Source organism: Demequina sp. NBRC 110056 (assembly GCF_002090155.1).
Lineage (GTDB): Bacteria > Actinomycetota > Actinomycetes > Actinomycetales > Demequinaceae > Demequina.
This window is the reverse complement of the sequence record NZ_BBRM01000006.1, coordinates 127,804-145,088: the sequence shown is the minus strand read 5'-3', so window position 1 is coordinate 145,088 and position 17,285 is coordinate 127,804. Positions and strand designations below refer to the sequence as shown.

General features: G+C 71.2%; 17 protein-coding genes and 1 pseudogene. 9 read left to right on the top strand and 9 right to left on the bottom strand.

Annotation, left to right across the window (positions count from 1 at the left end; genetic code table 11):
* Window positions 1–52: 52 nt before the first annotated feature.
* Entirely contained in the window at window positions 53–1,954 is a 1,902-nt protein-coding gene (typA, locus tag B7K25_RS10590) for a translational GTPase TypA (protein WP_084106031.1), read from the bottom strand.
* 154 nt (window positions 1,955–2,108) lie between these two features.
* On the opposite strand from typA, the gene B7K25_RS10585 reads away from it, so the two are divergent.
* On the top strand, window positions 2,109–2,654 hold the full coding sequence (locus B7K25_RS10585; RefSeq protein WP_159450188.1) for a PH domain-containing protein: 546 nt from the start codon (window positions 2,109–2,111) through the stop codon (window positions 2,652–2,654).
* 50 nt (window positions 2,655–2,704) lie between these two features.
* On the opposite strand, the gene B7K25_RS10580 is transcribed toward B7K25_RS10585, so the two are convergent.
* Together B7K25_RS10580 and B7K25_RS10575 are read right to left on the bottom strand one after the other, a co-directional pair.
* Window positions 2,705–3,427 carry a class I SAM-dependent methyltransferase gene (locus B7K25_RS10580; protein ID WP_234988187.1) on the bottom strand — a complete coding sequence of 241 codons (723 nt, stop codon included), beginning with the start codon at window positions 3,425–3,427 and terminating at the stop codon, window positions 2,705–2,707.
* Entirely contained in the window at window positions 3,424–4,860 is a 1,437-nt protein-coding gene (locus tag B7K25_RS10575; protein ID WP_084106029.1) for a helix-turn-helix domain-containing protein, read from the bottom strand. Before B7K25_RS10575 ends, B7K25_RS10580 begins: the two co-directional genes overlap by 4 nt.
* A 143-nt stretch (window positions 4,861–5,003) precedes the next feature.
* Here B7K25_RS10575 and B7K25_RS10570 point away from each other — a divergent pair, with 143 nt between their 5' ends.
* Window positions 5,004–6,851 carry a phosphoenolpyruvate carboxykinase (GTP) gene (locus tag B7K25_RS10570; RefSeq protein WP_084106028.1) on the top strand — a complete coding sequence of 616 codons (1,848 nt, stop codon included), beginning with the start codon at window positions 5,004–5,006 and terminating at the stop codon, window positions 6,849–6,851.
* Window positions 6,852–7,138: 287 nt separating this feature from the next.
* Here the strand turns inward: B7K25_RS10570 and B7K25_RS10565 are convergent, their stop codons facing one another.
* A complete protein-coding gene (locus B7K25_RS10565; protein ID WP_084106027.1) occupies window positions 7,139–8,176 on the bottom strand; it encodes a DMT family transporter in 1,038 nt (345 codons plus the stop codon).
* A 38-nt stretch (window positions 8,177–8,214) separates the two neighbouring features.
* On the opposite strand from B7K25_RS10565, the gene B7K25_RS10560 reads away from it, so the two are divergent.
* The 3 genes from B7K25_RS10560 (at window position 8,215) to B7K25_RS10550 (ending at window position 10,415) form a co-directional block, all read left to right on the top strand.
* Complete coding sequence (locus tag B7K25_RS10560; protein ID WP_084106026.1) at window positions 8,215–8,754, top strand: CGNR zinc finger domain-containing protein; 540 nt, start codon at window positions 8,215–8,217, stop codon at window positions 8,752–8,754.
* Window positions 8,751–9,086, top strand: a complete 336-nt coding sequence (locus tag B7K25_RS10555; protein ID WP_084106025.1) for a DUF952 domain-containing protein — start codon at window positions 8,751–8,753, stop codon at window positions 9,084–9,086. Before B7K25_RS10560 ends, B7K25_RS10555 begins: the two co-directional genes overlap by 4 nt.
* Before the next feature lie 144 nt (window positions 9,087–9,230).
* On the top strand, window positions 9,231–10,415 hold the full coding sequence (locus B7K25_RS10550) for a hypothetical protein (protein ID WP_084106024.1): 1,185 nt from the start codon (window positions 9,231–9,233) through the stop codon (window positions 10,413–10,415).
* On the opposite strand, the gene B7K25_RS10545 is transcribed toward B7K25_RS10550, so the two are convergent.
* The 3 genes and pseudogenes from B7K25_RS10545 to B7K25_RS13965 all read right to left on the bottom strand — a co-directional run.
* Complete coding sequence (locus B7K25_RS10545) at window positions 10,393–11,484, bottom strand: magnesium and cobalt transport protein CorA (RefSeq protein WP_234988185.1); 1,092 nt, start codon at window positions 11,482–11,484, stop codon at window positions 10,393–10,395. The two genes, B7K25_RS10550 and B7K25_RS10545, sit on opposite strands and share 23 nt — an antisense overlap.
* Before the next feature lie 79 nt (window positions 11,485–11,563).
* Window positions 11,564–12,490, bottom strand: a complete 927-nt coding sequence (locus B7K25_RS13970; protein ID WP_234988220.1) for an alpha/beta-hydrolase family protein — start codon at window positions 12,488–12,490, stop codon at window positions 11,564–11,566.
* A gap of 108 nt (window positions 12,491–12,598) precedes the next feature.
* Window positions 12,599–13,133: pseudogene (locus tag B7K25_RS13965) on the bottom strand (alpha/beta-hydrolase N-terminal domain-containing protein); the annotation flags it as partial.
* Window positions 13,134–13,421: 288 nt separating this feature from the next.
* Here B7K25_RS13965 and B7K25_RS10535 point away from each other — a divergent pair.
* From B7K25_RS10535 to B7K25_RS10525, 3 genes are read left to right on the top strand one after another with little or no spacing between them, the layout of a single operon-like run.
* Complete coding sequence (locus B7K25_RS10535) at window positions 13,422–13,850, top strand: iron chaperone (protein ID WP_084106022.1); 429 nt, start codon at window positions 13,422–13,424, stop codon at window positions 13,848–13,850.
* A complete protein-coding gene (locus B7K25_RS10530; protein ID WP_084106021.1) occupies window positions 13,847–14,197 on the top strand; it encodes a VOC family protein in 351 nt (116 codons plus the stop codon). The genes B7K25_RS10535 and B7K25_RS10530 overlap by 4 nt, the downstream gene beginning before the upstream one ends.
* 34 nt (window positions 14,198–14,231) lie before the next feature.
* Window positions 14,232–14,453 carry an SCO4848 family membrane protein gene (locus B7K25_RS10525; RefSeq protein ID WP_084106020.1) on the top strand — a complete coding sequence of 74 codons (222 nt, stop codon included), beginning with the start codon at window positions 14,232–14,234 and terminating at the stop codon, window positions 14,451–14,453.
* A 340-nt stretch (window positions 14,454–14,793) separates the two neighbouring features.
* On the opposite strand, the gene B7K25_RS10520 is transcribed toward B7K25_RS10525, so the two are convergent.
* Entirely contained in the window at window positions 14,794–15,387 is a 594-nt protein-coding gene (locus B7K25_RS10520; RefSeq protein WP_084106019.1) for a hypothetical protein, read from the bottom strand.
* A gap of 174 nt (window positions 15,388–15,561) precedes the next feature.
* The gene (locus B7K25_RS10515; RefSeq protein ID WP_084106018.1) at window positions 15,562–16,497 is read right to left on the bottom strand and encodes an aldo/keto reductase; all 936 of its coding nucleotides are present in this window, start codon (window positions 16,495–16,497) and stop codon (window positions 15,562–15,564) included.
* Window positions 16,498–16,581: 84 nt separating this feature from the next.
* On the opposite strand from B7K25_RS10515, the gene B7K25_RS10510 reads away from it, so the two are divergent.
* On the top strand, window positions 16,582–17,178 hold the full coding sequence (locus tag B7K25_RS10510) for a TetR family transcriptional regulator (RefSeq protein WP_084106017.1): 597 nt from the start codon (window positions 16,582–16,584) through the stop codon (window positions 17,176–17,178).
* The last annotated feature ends 107 nt before the right edge of the window (window positions 17,179–17,285 follow it).

Genomic DNA, 17,285 nt, shown 5'->3' with positions numbered 1-17,285 from the left:
GACGTCAGCCCCGCCCAACTGAGGCCGGGCGGGGCTGACGGTGGAGACGGGGCTACGCGTCCTGGCGCTTGGCGCGCGCGGCGGCGCGGCCGCGCTCGGTGGCGTCGAGGATCACCTTGCGGATGCGGATGTTCTCCGGCGTCACCTCGACGCACTCGTCCTCGCGCGCGAACTCGAGGGACTCCTCGAGGGTCAGCACGCGGGGCGGCGTCAGGCGCTCGAGCTCCTCACCGGTCGCCGACCGGATGTTGTTGAGCTTCTTCTCCTTGGTGATGTTGACGTCCATGTCCTCACCGCGCGAGTTCTCGCCCACGACCATGCCCTCGTAGACCTCCTGCGTGGGCTTCACGAAGAAGGTGCCGCGGTCCTGGAGCGTCAGCAGCGCGTTGGTCGTCACGGCGCCCTGGCGGTCCGCGCACAGCGAGCCGTTGGTGCGGTACTCGATGAGTCCGGCCCACGGGGCGTAGCCGTGCGCGATGGACGAGGCGATGCCGGTGCCGCGGGTCTCGGTGAGGAACGTCGAACGGAAGCCGATGAGGCCGCGCGCCGGGACGATGAACTCCATGCGGACCCAGCCGGTGCCGTGGTTGGCCATCGACTCCATGCGGCCCTTGCGGCTCGCCATGAGCTGGGTGACGGCGCCCAGGTGCTCCTCGGGCACGTCGATGGTCATGTGCTCCATCGGCTCGTGCTTCTTGCCGTCGATCTCCTTGGTGACCACGACGGGCTTGCCGACGGTGAGCTCGAAGCCCTCGCGACGCATCTGCTCGACGAGGATCGCGAGCGCGAGCTCGCCGCGTCCCTGGACCTCCCACGCATCGGGGCGGTCCGTCGGCAGGACGCGCAGCGACACGTTGCCGATGAGCTCCTTGTCGAGGCGGTCCTTCACCTGGCGCGCCGTGACCTTGGCACCCTTGACGCGGCCCGCCAGCGGCGACGTGTTGATCCCGATGGTCATCGAGATCGCCGGGTCGTCGACCGTGATGCGCGGCAGCGGGCGCGGGTCGTTGATGTCGGTGAGGGTCTCGCCGATGGTGATGTCCTCGATGCCGGCGACGGCGACGATGTCGCCGGGGCGGGCGACCTCGGCGGGCACGCGCTCGAGGCCCTTGGTCTCGAGCAGCTCGGTGATCTTGACGTTCTGGATCGAGCCGTCGGCTCGGGCCCAGGCGACCTGCTGGCCCTTGCGCAGCTCACCGTTGAAGATGCGCAGCAGCGCGAGGCGGCCGAGGAACGGGCTCGCGTCGAGGTTGGTGACGTGCGCCTGAAGCGGGTGGCCGTCCTCGAAGGCCGGACCGGGGATGCGCTCCATGATCGTCTGGAACAGCGGCTCGAGGTTCTCGTTGTCGGGCAGCTCGCCGTCTGCAGGCTGCTCGAGCGACGCGCGGCCGGCCTTGGCCGACGCGTACACCACGGGCACCTCGAGAAGGGCGTCGACGTCGAGGTCAGGGACCTCGTCGTGGAGGTCGGCCGCGAGGCCCAGGAGCAGGTCGTGGGTCTCGTCCACCACCGCGGAGATCCGCGAGTCGGGACGGTCGACCTTGTTGACGACGATGATGACGGGCAGCTTCGCCGCGAGCGCCTTGCGCAGCACGAAGCGGGTCTGCGGCAGCGGGCCCTCCGACGCGTCGACGAGCAGCACAACGCCGTCGACCATCGACAGGCCGCGCTCGACCTCGCCGCCGAAGTCGGCGTGACCGGGGGTGTCGATGACGTTGATCGTCACGCCCTCGGCACCGGCCGCCTCGCCGGTGTAGCGGATCGCCGTGTTCTTGGCGAGGATCGTGATGCCCTTCTCGCGCTCGAGGTCGCCGGAGTCCATGGCGCGGTCCTCGATGTGGGCGTGTTCGCCGTAGGCGCCGCCCTGGACGAGCATGCCGTCCACGAGGGTGGTCTTGCCGTGATCGACGTGAGCGACGATCGCGACGTTGCGCAGGTCTGAGCGCACGGGCATGACAGGATCTCGATTCCTTGGAGGGGAGGGGACGCGGGCGGGCCGTTGCGCGCCGCGCACGGACTAAGAGCCGGTGACATTCTAGCCGGTCGCGCGCGGCGCGGCTGTGGCGGGCCGGTCGGGCACGCATCCCCTGCGTGGGACGATGGTGGACATGGTCGTCCACCGTCTGCGCTCATCGCTCATCTGGGGCTGGATCGCCGTGGGCTTCGGCGCGGCGGTCGCCATCGTGCAGCTCGCCTCGAGCGGGTTCGCCGATGCGCACGTGGGTCTTGGTCTCGGGCTTGCCGCGGCGGGGCTCGGCTGGGCGGCGTTCCTGCGCCCGTCGGTGGTCGTGAGTCCCGACGAGATCGAGCTGCGCAACGTCGTGCAGATCGCCTCGATGCCGGTGGACCGCATCGCCGGCGTCGAGCTCAAGTGGTCGCTCGAGCTCGTGGGTGACGACGGCAAGCGCATCGGCTCGTTCGCCGCGCCCGTGTCGGGCGCCTCGCGCCGCCTGCGCGCACGCGGCCAGGAAGGCGACGAGCGCAGCACGGAGCACATCGCCGCGGAGATCGGCGCCATCGTGGAGGACTCGCGCTCCGCAGGCAGCGCCGACGCCGCGCCGAGCGGCCCCTCAGCGGTCAAGCGGGCGGACTGGGCCGGGATCGGCATCGTCGTGGCCTCCGTCGCCGCCGCGGCCATCGCGCTGCTCGGCTGACGCCCCCACGGTCGCTCGCGAACCGCCGCGCCTGTCCCCCCGGCGTCAGCTCAGGGCCGCGTCGTGCGGAACGCGCGCGTCACGTAGGGCAGGTCGATCGTGCCGTCGCGGGCGACGGCGGAGCCGATGCGCAGGACCGCCTCGTCGATGACGGCCCGCCGGTGGGCGTCGGCCTCCAGGTAGTAGCTGCGCGAGCGGACCATCGCCTGCAGGTCGCTCACAGCCATGGTCCTCACCCACGACCACGAGCGCTCCTCGAGCGCGGGGAACGGCGCACCGACGCGCGGCCCGTCCCCGGCCAGGAGGCGCTCGGCCGCGGAGCCGTGCATCGCCTTGGTCAGCTCCGCGACCCAGGGCACGGACTCGTCGCGGATGTTCCACACGAGCCCGAGCGTGCCCCCGGGACGGAGGACGCGCGCGATCTCCGCGGAGCCCTCGGCGACGTCGACCCAGTGCCACGCCTGGCCGAGCACGACCGCATCGGCGCTCTGTGCCGCCAGCGGCAGCCGCTCGGCCGTGCCCTCGACACGACCGGCCTCGGGGACGGCAGCCGCGAGCGCGGCGAGCATCTGCGGGTCGGGATCGACGGCGATCACGCCGTGACCCGCCGCGACGAGCGCACGGGTGAGCTTCCCCGTGCCGGCGCCCACGTCGGCGACCACCGCGAGAGGTGAGGCGCCCACCATCCAGGCGACCGCATCGGCCGGGTAGCCGGGCCTGCCGCGCTCGTAGTCGGCCGCGGCCGCGCCGAACGACCTCCCGGGCGCGGTCACGACTCGTCGCCGGCGTGCGCCTCGAGGAACTCGTACAGCTCGCGGTCGTCGATGCCGGGATACGTGCCGTGGGGCAGCGGCGAGAACGTGTGCTGGTGGACGCGGGCGCTCGCCCACGCCTTGCCGCGCCAGCGGGTGGCGAGGTCGTTCGTGGGCCGGCGGCAGCAGCTCGCGTCCGGGCACTTCGACTGGAAGCGCTCGGTCGACTCGCGCCCACGGAACCAGCGCGACTCCCGGTAGGGGACGCCGAGGGTGATGGAGAACTCCTGGGCGTCGGCGATGCCCGTCTGGGTCGACTCGAAGAACGTGCCGTTCACGGTGTCCGTGTACTGGTAGTACTCCGTGGTCCTGGTCGAGCGGGCGAACGCGCGCCGCGCCGACCACTCGCGGCACACGATCTCGCCGTCGCACGAGCCCGTCACGTCGAGCGGCAGCGGCAGCCGGTCGTTCTCGTAGGCCCGCACGACGGCCCCGTCGCCGGACACGCGCAGGAAGTGCAGCGGGATGCCGAGGTCGACGGTGGCGAGGTTGGTGAAGCGCAGCGCGGCCGCCTCATGCGTGACGCCGAACGCGTCGCGGAAGTCCTCGATGGCGATGTTGCGCTCGTTCTTCGCGGCCTGCAGGAACTCGACCGACGGCTCGTGCGGCATGAGGCACGCGGCCGCGAAGTAGCTCACCTCGAGACGCTGCGTGAGGAACTCCTCGTAGTCGGAGGGCTCCTCGTGATCGAGGACCGAGTGCGCGACCGCTTGAAGAGCGAGCGACCGGAGACCGTGGCCGCCGGGGATCGAGGCCGGCGGGATGTAGATCCGGCCCGACTCGTGATCCACGACGCAGCGCGCCGAGTGGGGCATGTCCGCGGTGTGGACGATCGTGAAGCCGTGGCGCGAGGCGATCTCGGCGACGGTGCGGTGGGTGAGGGCGCCGCCCGTGTGACCCACCGCCGCCGTCTCGAGGTCGGCGAGCGCCTCGATCTGGGGCAGGTAGCTGTCGACGGACCGCAGGTACTGGCGCTGTCGGGTGTTGGCCCGGCGCGCCTCCTCGGGCGTCGCGAGCGCGGCACGTGCGCGGCGCTCGAGCTCCCGGTGCATCCCGACGAGCGTCTTCAGCACGTCGTCGGGCATCGTGCGCGAGGCCCGCAGGGCCGGCAGGCCCAGCTCGCGGAAAGCATGGCCCGACTGTGCGCGCTCGAGCTCGATCTCGAGGGCGGCCCGCTCGGTGGGCGGGGCGTCCTCGAGCAGCTCCTGCACGGGTACCCCGAGCGCCTTCGCGGCGTCGGTCAGCAGCGACAGCCGCGGCTCGCGCTTGCCGTTCTCGATGAGCGACCACTGGCTCGCCGCCACCCCAGTCCGCTCCCCCAGCTGGTCGAGCGTGTAGCCCGCCTGCGTGCGGAAGTGTCGAATCCTGCGTCCCAGCGTCACTGCGTCGGCCATGGTTCTTGACGATACCGAAAGAACGGTCGAAATTTCCACCTCGATGTGCCAGGAAGTCCAGTGTGGCCTTCGTATCGTCGAAAGCGAGGTACTTCTGAATCCGGCACAGGAACCACACCCAGAAAGACAACCGAGGAGAGCCCATGACCGCCACCGCCGAGCGCACCGCCATCGCGGCCGCCGCCCCCGCTTCGGCCGACCCCAGCATCGTCGCGTGGGTCGAGCGCATCGCCGCCCTCACCGAGCCCGCCGCCGTCCACTGGTGCGACGGTTCCGCCGGCGAGCGCGCGGAGCTCACCGAGCAGCTGGTCGACGCCGGCACGCTCATCGCCCTCGATCCCGTCAAGCGTCCCGGCTCCTACCTCGCGCGCTCCCACCCCGACGACGTCGCGCGCGTCGAGTCGCGCACCTTCGTCTGCACGGAGTCGGCGTCCGACGCGGGGCCCACGAACAACTGGGAGCCTCCCGCCCGCATGCGTGAGACCCTCCGCGACGTCGTCGCGGGCTCGATGCGCGGCCGCACCATGTACGTCATGCCGTTCTGCATGGGGCCGCTCGGCAGCCCGCTCGCGCGCTACGGCGTGCAGGTCACCGACTCCCCCTACGTGGTCCTGTCGACCGGAGTGATGACCCGCATGGGCGCCGCCGCCCTCGCGCACATCGGCCCCGACACCCCGTGGGTACCCGCGGTGCACACGGTCGGCGCCCCCCTCGAGCCCGGCGAGCAGGACGTCGCGTGGCCGTGCAACGACACCAAGTACATCGTGCACTTCCCCGAGACCCGCGAGATCTGGAGCTACGGCTCGGCGTACGGCGGCAACGCGATCCTCGCGAAGAAGGCGTTCGCGCTGCGCATCGCCTCCTCGATGGGACACCGCGAGGGCTGGCTCGCCGCCCACATGCTGCTGCTCAAGGTCACCGGGCCCACCGGCCGCGTCTTCCACGTCGCCGCCGCCTTCCCGAGCGCCTGCGGCAAGACCAACTTCGCGATGCTGCAGCCGACCATCCCCGGCTGGAAGGTCGAGACCATCGGCGACGACATCGCCTGGCTCGCACCGGGCGAGGACGGCCGCCTGCGCGCCATCAACCCCGAGGCCGGGTTCTTCGGCGTCGCGCCGGGCACCGGCGAGTCGACCAACCCCGTCGCGGTGGAGACCCTCGACCGGGACGTCATCTACACGAACGTCGCCCTCACGGACGACGGCGACGTGTGGTGGGAGGGCCTCACGGACGAGGCGCCCGAGCACCTGACCGACTGGCGCGGCGAGTCCTGGACCCCGGACAGCGGCCGCCCGGCCGCCCACCCCAACTCGCGCTTCACGGTGTCCGCGGCCCAGTGCCCCACCATCGCCGACACCTGGGACGACCCGGCCGGCGTCGTCATCGACGCCGTCGTCTTCGGCGGGCGACGCGCCTCGAACGTGCCGCTCGTGGCCCAGGCCCGCACGTGGGAGCACGGCGTCTACATGGGGGCGACCCTGGCGTCGGAGCGCACGGCGGCTGCCGAGGGCACGCTCGGCGAGCTGCGCCGCGACCCGCTCGCGATGCTGCCGTTCTGCGGCATGCACATGGCCGACCACTGGCAGGACTGGATCGACACGGGCGCGCGCCTGCGCTCGACGGGCCGTCCCCCGGCCGTGTTCCAGGTGAACTGGTTCCGCAAGGGCGCCGATGGCAGCTTCCTGTGGCCCGGATTCGGCGAGAACGCGCGCGTGCTCGCGTGGATCCTCGGCCGCGTCGAGGGCACCGCGCGCGGCGCCGAGAGCCCGTTCGGCATCGTGCCCGCCGCGGGAGAGATCGACTACGCGGCGGCCGGCGTCAGCGAGGACCAGTGGCGCGGCCTGTTCGCCGTCGACCGCGACGCCCTCATGGCCGAGGCCGACGACACCGCCGAGTTCCTCTACTCGATGGGCTCGCGGGTGCCGAGCGCGATCGACGCCGAGCACGCGCTCCTGCGCCAGTCCCTGCGGGCGCTGCCGCACTCCAGCTGAGGCCGGCACGCGCATCGGAGCTGCTGGCCCGTACCGACAGTTCCGAACGTCGCCGAGGACGACACCCCGGCGCGCGCGGCGATGGCTGCCCCGCCAGCGGCGTGTCGCCGCGCGGATGTTCGAAACTGTCGGAGAGGAGCGCCGATGCGGTCGCCGGGTCAGCACGACCCGTCGCCGTGGCGTCGTTCAGGTTCGTTGCGGCCGGGGCCGGTGCGCAAGGAGGGGGTGCACCGGCCCGGCCGCACGTGTGAGACGCGCCAGGACCACGCTGTCCAGGCGCGCACGGTTCACAGCGGGATGGGCGCCTGCGGGTCGGTGAGCGCGGGCGGCTCGGCGATCGATTCGGCCACGGTCTCGGCCGGACGCTCTCCGAGCTTCACGACGACCACGCCGGCGACGACCAGCAGCGCGCCGCCCACCTGGATCGCGAGCGGCACCTGGCCGAGCAGGATCCACGCGAATAGGGTCGCCATCATCACCTCGGTGAGCGCGACGAAGGAGCCCAGGCGGGCGCCCAGGCGACGGGTCGCGGCGATGCCGGTCACGTAGGCGGTGGCCGCGGTCACGATGCCGAGGACGAGCGCGACGGCCCACCAGGGCGCGGCGAACGGCACGAACTGCACGGTCTCGGTGGACCACGCGATGGGCAGGACTCCCGTGAGCGCCGCGGCGGAGAGCACGACCAGCGCCACGATGAGGCCGCCGGCCGCGAGGGTCATGCCAGGGATGCCGTTGGACTCGTCGCCGCCGATGACGAAGTAGACCGACGCGCCGACCATGGCCGCGAGTGCCCACGCGACGCCCACGAGGTCGACGTTCGCGCCGCCGCCCAGGACGTCGAGCAGCAGCACCAGGCCAGCGGCCGCGATGAGCGCGCCGGCGACGGTGAGGCGCGTGGGGCGGTTGCCGTGGCGCACCCACATCCACAGCACCACGGCCACGGGGGCCGTGTACTCGATGAGCAGCGCGACCGACACGTCGAGGTAGCCGACCGCGAGGAAGTAGCACAGCTGCGCGCCGGCCACGGCGAAGACGCCGTAGGCGACGATGACGCCCCAGCCGCGGCGGAGCAGGTGCCAGCGCCCGCGCATGGCGAGCGCGCCCGGCACGGCGAGCACGAGCGCGGCGATCGCGACGCGTACGAGCGTCGCGGCGCCGGCGGTCCAGCCGGCGTCCATGAGCCCGCGGGCGAGCGAGCCCGACATGCCGAACGACGCGGCAGACACCATCGCGAAGACCAGCCCCGAGGCGAGGCGGCTGTCGCTGACGCGGCGCACGCCGAAGGAGCGCTTCGCAGTCACGGTGTCATGAGTCATCAGGGCCATGAGTCATGACACTACTGCCCGTTTGGTAAGGTGTCAAAATGGTTTTCGCACATGACAGCGCCGAGGCTCTGGAGTCGGCGGCGTTCCTCGCGAACTCGGAGCTCGAGCCGGACACGCTCACCACCCACGAGGAGCTCGTCGCCTTCTTCGACGAGTTCCACTACTCGGGTTCACGCCCCTCGAGCAGCGACCTCGAGGCGGTGCGAGCGATCCGTACCCGGCTCCGCGAGCTCTTCAAGTCCACGCGCGACGGCGCGGTGCCCCTGGTGAACGCGATCCTCGCGGAGGAGCGCGCCCTGCCCCGCCTCGTGCGGCACGACGGGCGCGACTGGCACATCCACGCGACGAGCGACCACCGGCCGCTCGCGGAGCGCATCCTCGTGGAGACCGCGATGGCGGTCATCGACGTCATCCGCGCCGACGAGTTCGAGCGCTTCGGCCGCTGCGAGCTCGACGACTGCGACGGCATCGTGCTCGACCTGTCGCGCAACCGCTCGCGCAAGTACTGCTCGGTCACGTGCACCAACCGCGCGGCGCAGGCCGCGTACCGCGCCCGCCAGGCCGAGGAGGCGTCGTGACCGAGATCCTCCACCTCGCCTTCCGCGCCCAGTGGGCCGATGCGCTCGCCGGGGCGCCGTACGACGTCTCCGGGCGAGGCATGACGGTGGCGGACGAGGGGTTCGTGCACTGCTCGACCCGCGCGCAGCTCCCGGGCGTCCTCGCTCGCCACTACGAGGGCGTCGACCGAGCCGACCTCGTCATCCTCGTGCTCGACACCGCGCTGATCGAGGCCGACGGCGTCGACGTCCGGTTCGAGAACACGTCGGGCGGATCCGAGCTGTTCCCCCACGTCTTCGCCTCGCTGCGGCCCTCCTGGGTGACCGGCACCGAGGCCGTACCGGCGGCCTGAGCCAGCGCGCGCATCGGCGCTGCGTCCCTGTCGCGCGATCCTCAGGGGTTCCTCAGGCGACCCCCAAGCATCGATGCGGCGCGCGGCGCACAGTGGTCTGACCAGCCGCACACACCGCGGCGCGCCTATCGCTCGGAGACCCCGATGTCCGTCCTTGCCACCCTGTCCGACCTGCCTGCGACCGGGGAGGCTCGCCTCCGCACCCGCGGTGCGCAGCGCCGCTGTTGCGGCCTCACCGGCACCACCGACCACGTCACGCTCCACGGATGCCACCTCCTGGGGCGCGAGACGCTCGGCGTCGCCGCGCACGAGGTGAGGACCACGGACCTCGCCGCGCAGCGCGACCCGCGCACGCGTCAGCGGGTCCTCGACATCGTCGAACGGCAGCTCAGCGAGCTCGCAGCGGCCGGAGTGACGCGGTCGTCGCGTCCACGCGTCGGGCCCGAGGGGCGCGCCGCGATGGCCACGCTCCACCCCGTGCTCGCGCAGTGGTGGGGCGACCAGGACGCCACCGAGCCCGACGGCTTCACGTTCCGGCACGCGCCCCGATGGCGGGACCTGGTGCCGTCGGCCGCGGCGCTGTGGGCGCTCGAGCACCCGGGCGACCCTGAGCTTCCCGGGATGCCCGCCCTGGACCTCAGCCCCGACGACTGGGCCGTGCTCACCCACACCTGGGACGCGGTGGGCATCCGCTCCCGCGCCGCCGTGGTGTCCGCGATCCTGCGCGACAGGTTCGCCGGCGCGGGCGCGACGGCGTGGCTGTCGCTCGGCAGCGGTGGGCTCTCCGCGCTCATGGCGGCCGCGCGAGATCTTGGCGCGTGCGGCTCACCCGCGATGCTCGAGGTCCGCGACGGCGACGAGCAGGCGCTGGCGCTCGCGGAGGAGCTGTCCGACCGCGGCCGGGTGCCGGTGCTCACCCAGCGCCAGGACCTGTTCGACCTGGGCGCGCTCGCGAGCGCCGCCGGCGGCTACGACCTCGTCGACCTGGTCGGGTTCCTCGAGTACCTGCCCGCCGAGCCGCTGCACACGCGCCGAGCACGCGTGCCGTCGGCCACCGAGCTCGTGCGCGCCGCCGTCGCAGCCACGCGCCCCGGCGGCATAGTGATCCTCGGCAACATGCGCACTGACAGGCCTCATCTCGAGTTCGTCGAGCGCATCATCCAGTGGCCGCACATCGTGCCGCGCTCCCTCGAGGAGCTGATCGCGGTGATCGAGGGTGCCGGGATGCCGCGCGACGCGATCACGTTGCACCTGCCGGACGACGGGGTCTACGCCGTGGCGACCATCGAGGTGGCGAACGGCTCGGTCACATCCACTTCTTCGCCTTGAACACGAAGTACAGGGCCACCGAGAACCCCACCATGGTCACCACGGCGAGCGGGTAGCCGAAGGACCAGTGCAGCTCGGGCATCGCGTCGAAGTTCATGCCGTAGATGGCGGCGATGAGGGTCGGGGCGAACAGGATCGCCGCCCACCCGGAGATCTTCTTCATGTCCTCGTTCTGGCGCTGCGCGACGAGGGTCGCGTTGACGTTGAGGATCTGGGCGAGCGCCTCGCGGTACTCGGCGATGCGCGCGCTGACCCGGTCGAGGTGATCGGCGACGTCCTGCAGGTAGGTCTGGAGCTCCTCGGGAACCTGGTGCTTGACGAAGCCGCCGCGCAGCGACGCGAGCACGTCGATGAGCCAGCTGGTCGCGTGCTGGAGGTCGATCACCTCCTGGCTGAGGCGGTAGATGCGCTCGGCCACCGCCGGGTCCGCGCTGAACACCTGCTTCTCGATCTCGTCCTTGTCGACCGCGACGCCCTGGAGGACGGGCACGTAGCCGTCGACGATGCGGTCGACGAGTCGATAGGCGACGGCCTCGGGCCCCAGCTGCGTCAGCTCTCCCTCGAGGAGCGCCGCCACCGCGCGCTCGCCGGCGGCGCTGTCCGGGTCGACGAGTGCGGAGGCCGGGGTGCCGTCGAACCACAGGCCGTCCTGGCACAGGATCGCGACGGCGCCGGGACGCACGAGGACGTGGAACTCTGCGAGGTCCACCTGCTCGCGTGCGTCGTCGTAGTGCGCGGACCGCACCACGAGGAAGAGCACGTCACCGTAGCGCTCGAGCTTGGGCCGCTGGCCGCCGTGCTCGAGGTCCTCGACGAGCACCGGGTGAAGGTCCCACGCGTCGGCGAGCTCCTGGACGGCGGTCGAGGTGGTGTCCGGATAGAGCAGCACCGCCATGCGGCCGTCGCCTCGCGCCGCGAGCTCGAGCGCTTCACCGGGGGTGGTGCCGGCCGGCGCGCAGTCCGCGTCGCCACCCTCGACCACGCGGACGAGGCATGCGCCCTCGGCGCCGTCCCGCTCCGTGGGCGCCGCGCTGCGGTGCCCCCTCGATCGCGATCGTCCGATGGCCACGCGGTGCTCCCTTCGCTCGCCTCCACAGTAGTGACGGCAACGCGGGCGGCCCAGGAGGCATGCCCGGCACCCCGGCGCGCTACACGTCGGAGCCTGCGGGCAGCTCCTCGCCGATCACCTCGCGACGGATCGCGTCGAGCTCCTCGTCGCTACGGCCGGCGCCCTCGGTGACCGCGATCCACGCCTCCGCGGTGTCGGAGCCGTAGCGATGGCCGACGCCGTCCGGCCCGGCGAGGTTCACTGCCGAGTCGAACATCGTCTGGATGCTCGTCACCACGGGGTACCACCGCATCGCCGGGTGCACGTCGGGCGACCGCTCGCCCGGCTCGAGCCACTCGGGCTGGCGCCACAGCATGTCGGGACCCACCCAGACCACGGCATCGTTGCCGTGCTGCAGGTAGATGGAGCGTGGCGCCTGCCACAGACCCGTATGCGCCGCGATGTCCGGGCCGTGCGAGAACCACCGCACGCGCGCTCCCCCGTCGACGACGGGAAGGGTCACGGGCGAGCCGTCGGCACGTGCCTGCGTCAGCTCCCGGTTCATGGCGGTGCCATAAGGGGTGCCGGCGAGCACGACGCCGTCGCCGTACGACTGGAGGTCCTCGAAGCTGTCGAACGAGTCCTGGACGCCGCGCGATCCAAGCGACAGGCCGTAGATGTACAGGTGCGGCCGGCTGGCCTCCGGCAGCGAGCCCCACCAGTCGTGCACGGCGGCCGCGAGCGCGCCCGTCGAATCTCGGTACGCTCCGGGGTCGAACACGTAGGAGTGCCAGCTCTCGGCGACCGAGTACTGCATCGCGACCATCGCGCTGTCGCCGCCGTAGAGGTACTCGACGGTGTCGATCGCCTGATCGTCGAGCCAGCCGGAGCCGGTGGTCGCGGCCACCACCACCGCGGCACGCTCGTCGGCCCCGAGTCGGTCGAGCTCCGCCACGGCCGCCGCGGCCCGTGCGTCCCAGTCGGTGGGGCCGGCGTCCGTGTCTTCGAGTCCGACGTAGACGCGCACCGGCTCCACCGCATCTGTGCCCGTCACCTGCTCGATCTGCGAGGCGGTCGGGGCGCCGGCAAGGATCGACCGCCCCTCGCGCCCGGCACGGTCCCACGACAGCGCGCTGTCGGGACCGACCGATCGATACGCTCCCGAGGGCTCGTCGAGTCCTGCCACGAAGGAGTCGTTGTACTTCTCGTAGCTGTTGCCGTACCAGACGACGAACGCCGCGAGGCCGGCGCCCACGACCACGGCGAGACCCGTGACCACCGCGACCCACGCGAGAGCCAGCGCACCGGCGCGCGAGCCCAGCCCGCGCATCGGCCCTCTGCGGGCGTCTGTCATCGCGCGGCCAAGTCGGCGCGCGAGGGCCGCGAGGCCTTTGCCGATCGCTACGAAGGCGACGGTCGCGCCCACCGCGACCCCCGCAGCGGTTGCGACCTCGGCAGTCGTCAACGGCGCCCACCCCGCGCGGGCCCGAAGATCGTCCTGGGCCGCGATCGCGGGGCTCGCGAGGAGCAGCGCCGCGACCGTCCAGGCGACGCCGAGCGCGGCCCACGCCCACCGCGTCACCGTGGGACTCGGGCGGGGGGGCCCAGCGGCCGATAGCCCAGAGCAGGATCACCGACACGAGATACCCGACCGCGAACGCGAGGGCCATGGCGAGGCCCTGGTGGAGCGGGTCACGCGGAAGCAGGGTCGGGGTCGTAGCGAGGCCTGCGAGCACGAGTCCTACGCCGGTGCCGAGCAGGCTCACGTGCCACCACGGACGGGTCGGTTCGGGTGGGGCGACGTTCGACGCCACCGCGTCCTGTCGTGTGGTGCTCACGTCCACCGCGCCCAACGCCCACCTCCCTCGGCTGGTGACACAGTAGCGGCCGAGTGTCGCGGGCTACGGTAGGCGAGACGACCCACGAGCGCGGCGCGACCCACAAACACGGAGGCGACCATGAGCGGCAGCGGCTGGAGCGACGCCGAGAAGGCGGCGATGAAGGAGCGCGCGGAGGAGTTGCGCGCAGAGAAGGGCGGCAAGAAGAAGGCCGATGCGCTGGCCGACCTCATGGCGAAGGTCGCCGAGATGCCAGACGAGGAGCGCGTGATGGCCGAGCGACTCCACTCCCTCGTGATGGAGGTCGCTCCTCAGCTCGAGCCGCGCACCTGGTACGGCATGCCGGCGTGGTCGCTCGACGGCAAGGTGCTGTGCTTCTTCCAGCCGGCGACGAAGTTCGAGTCGCGCTACTCGACGTTCGGCTTCCAGGACGTCGCCGCACTCGACGACGGGCAGATGTGGCCGGCCTCCTTCGCGCTGCTGTCCGTCGGGGCGAAGGAGGAGAAGGAGATCGCCGCGCTCGTCAAACGCGCGGTGGGCGACGCATGATCACGGGGATCGACCACGTGCAGCTCGCCATCCCCGCCGACGGCGTGGAGCGCGCGCGCCACTTCTTCGGGGTGCTGCTCGGCATGCCCGAGGTGACGGTGCCGGAAGGCCTCACAGCGTCGTGCTGGTTCGAGTCGGGCTCCGCAGCGATCCACATCGGGATCGACGAGCCGTTCACGCCGGCCGGTCGGGCGCACCCCGCGCTGCTCACCACCGATCTCGACGCGCTGCAGGCGCGGCTCGAGGACGCCGGGCACGCGTGTGTGCGGGCCGACGACATCCCCGGCGTGGTTCGCTTCCACACCCACGACCCGTTCGGCAACCGGATCGAATTCCGGCAGGCGTGATCCGGTCGAGGCTGGACGCCACTAGCCTGGCCGGATGGTCCTGACCCTCAGCATCGTCCTGCTCGTCAATGCCCTCTTCGCGTTCGCCGTGTGGCCGCGCTTCATGAAGCGGATCGCGGCGGACGAGCGGTCGACGGATGACGCCGGCGCGCGGACGCGGTTCTACACCGTGCACCTGGTGCTGATCACGACGGCGCTGGTGCTCGCCGCGGTGTCGCTCGTCGCCGGGGTCGCGGGGCTCGTGTCGCTGGGGTGAAGGCGCTGGGCTGACAGAGCTGCCGCGAGGCGACACTGTCGTCTCCTCGAGTGCGGCGCGCCCGACCGGCCGGTGAACCGCAGCGACGCCCGTGTTTCGGTGGGCGCCGCCCACCGGTCGCACACGGAGCCCGTGCGCAGCAAGGACCGCTGCGAGCGCCTTGCGCGTGCCGTCGTACGCGGCCGTGAAGGCCATGGCGACATCCTCGGTGCCTGCCAGGGTTGCCGCGGTTTCGAGGTGACGCTGCGCGGTGACCATGACGGACTGCGCATGGGCCCGGTTCACCTCGACGTGCTCGAGCTGGCGGGAGACCAGCATCTGCGCGATCACGTCAGGGACGTCAGTCATCGTGAACGCCGCTCTTCAGGTCCACTATCTGTCGACCCTTGACGGTCGCCACGAAGGGCGTCGGTTCGTCGGCCAGCCACTCGTCGCGCGAGATGCGCGAGATGTTGACGTCGACGCCGATGCGGTCGGTCGCGGCAGAAGCCACGGCTGCCAAGGACCGCCTCGAGGCCGAGCCGACCACCAGGACATCGATGTCCCGCGGAAAGTCCCCCACGTCGCCATAACGTCGAGCCGCCCACGAGCCGTAGACGTATGCCTCCTCCACGCCGCCGACGCCGGCGAGAAGGTCGCGGAGGACCGGCACTGGGCCGTAGGTGGCGGCGATGAGGTCTCGCATCAGCGCGAACAACGGATGGTCCGGGTTGGCACGCACCATCCGGTTGCGGCCGACAGTGCGGTCTCGCAGGACGCCTGCGTCGACCAGCCTGCCGATCTCCCTGTGCACGACACCTGCACCCGCGCCTGTGAGCCGGCTCAGCTCCGCCAGTGAGAACTCCTCGCCGGCACGGCCCAGCGTCTCCGCGAGCAGGGCACCGGAGACATCCGACCTCACGAACGGCGTGAGCGCCGACGGCAGAGTCTTCACAAGACGTGACGATGACTTCTCGTTAAGAGAAGAGTCAAGGGTTGCACCTACACGTTGAAGCGGAGCTCCACCACATTCCGTACCCGAATAACCTGCGACGGCTCTCGAGTGGGGACCCGGCTTCCTCGAGGGTCGCACCGCTCGAGGAAGCCGCCGGTCACGCCGGAGCCAGGATCAGCTTCCCGCCACCACTCCTCCATTCGGCGCGATCTCAGCGATGCGCACAAGGTCAGCGTCCGTGATGACGAGGCCTGCCGACGTGATGTTCTGTGCCACGCGTGCGGCGTTGCGCGAGCCAGGGATGGGGACGATGTAGTCCTTCTGGGCAAGGAGCCAGGCGATCGCTAGCTGAGCGAGCGTCGCACCCTTGGACGCGGCGAGTTCGGTGAGCTGGTCGACGATCGCAACATTCGCTGCGTAGTTCTCCGGCGCCCACCACGGGATGTGCTGACGGAAGTCGTCGGGGCCGTACTCGCTACGGGGTTTGGTCGCACCGCTGAGGAACCCGCGCGCGAGCGGCGAGTATGCGACGAAGCCGATGCCGAGCTCTTCGAGGACGGGGAAGAAGTTCTCGGACTGGCGCGCGAAGATCGAGTACTCGGTCTGCACCACGGAGATCGGGTGAACAGCATGCGCCAGGCGCACGTTGTCCGGCGTCGTGTTGGACAGTCCGAGGTACTTGACCTTGCCGGCGTCGACGTACTCCTTCATCACTCCGACGACGTCTTCGACGGGGACGGCCGGGTCGTGAACGTGCTGATAGAGCACGTCGATGTGGTCGACGCCGAGGTTGCGCAGGCTGTTGTCGACGACGCTGCGCACGTGTTCGAGCTGTGAGTTCGGGGCGAACGTCGGCGTGAAGCCGAACTTGGTGGCGATGGTGACCTGATCGCGGATCGGAGCGAGCGCGGTACCGAGCAGCTGCTCCCCGACGCCCCAGCCGTACATCTCCGCGGTATCGAAGTGAGTGACGCCGAGATCGTGCGCCGCGCGGATCGCGGCGATGGACTCGGTGTCATCGGTCGGCCCGTAGCCGACCGCGGTGCCCATCGCGCCGTAGCCGATGGCGGAGACGGTCAGGCCCTGGCGGCCGAGAGTGCGCTGTTCCATGGAGTTTCCCTTCTCGAGTGAGACGACGACAGTATACGCCCGTTCTGTCAGTCTCTGCCACTTATGGCGCGATATGATGAATCTATGAACGATGTCACCAGGCCCAGCGGCACTCGCGCGATCGCGCGCGACGCCGTCCGGGCGCGCATCTCCGAGGTCGCGGTGGAGCTCTTTGACGAACAGGGTTTCGACAGCGTCACCATCGAGCAGATCGCCGCCGCCGTCGGTGTCTCGCCACGTAGCGTGCACCGATACTTCCCCGCGAAGGAGGACACCGTGATCGGTGATCCCGCTGGCTGGGGCGAGCACGTGCGGGATCAACTCGTGGCCCGCCCCTCTGAGGAGCCCATCTGGGAAGCACTGCTCGCGTCCTACGAAGCGCTGCTCGCCGCCCCGGGAAGAAACCAGGCGCAGGGCAAGAAGGCGATGCGGGTCCTTGGCAGCGCTCCTGCACTGCGGGCAAGGAACTTCGAGAAGCACCTGCTGTGGGCCAGCATGCTCACGCCCGTGGTCGCGGAGCGCCTCGAGGGCGACCACCGGGAGTTGCGCGCCGAGACCATCGTCCAGGCCTCTCTCGCCTGCTTCGACATCGCGCTCACCGCGTGGGCAGAGGCCGATGCCGCAGACAGCGCGGTCGACCTCCTGCGCCGCAGCTTCGGCGCACTCCAGCCGACCACGTAGACGTCTCGCGTATCCGACGCTGCACTCGTATGACGCGCGAGAGATCAGCGCGCTCAGCGTTCACCTAGCAACGCGACCCGAGGATCGGCGTGGGATCAGCGGCCAGA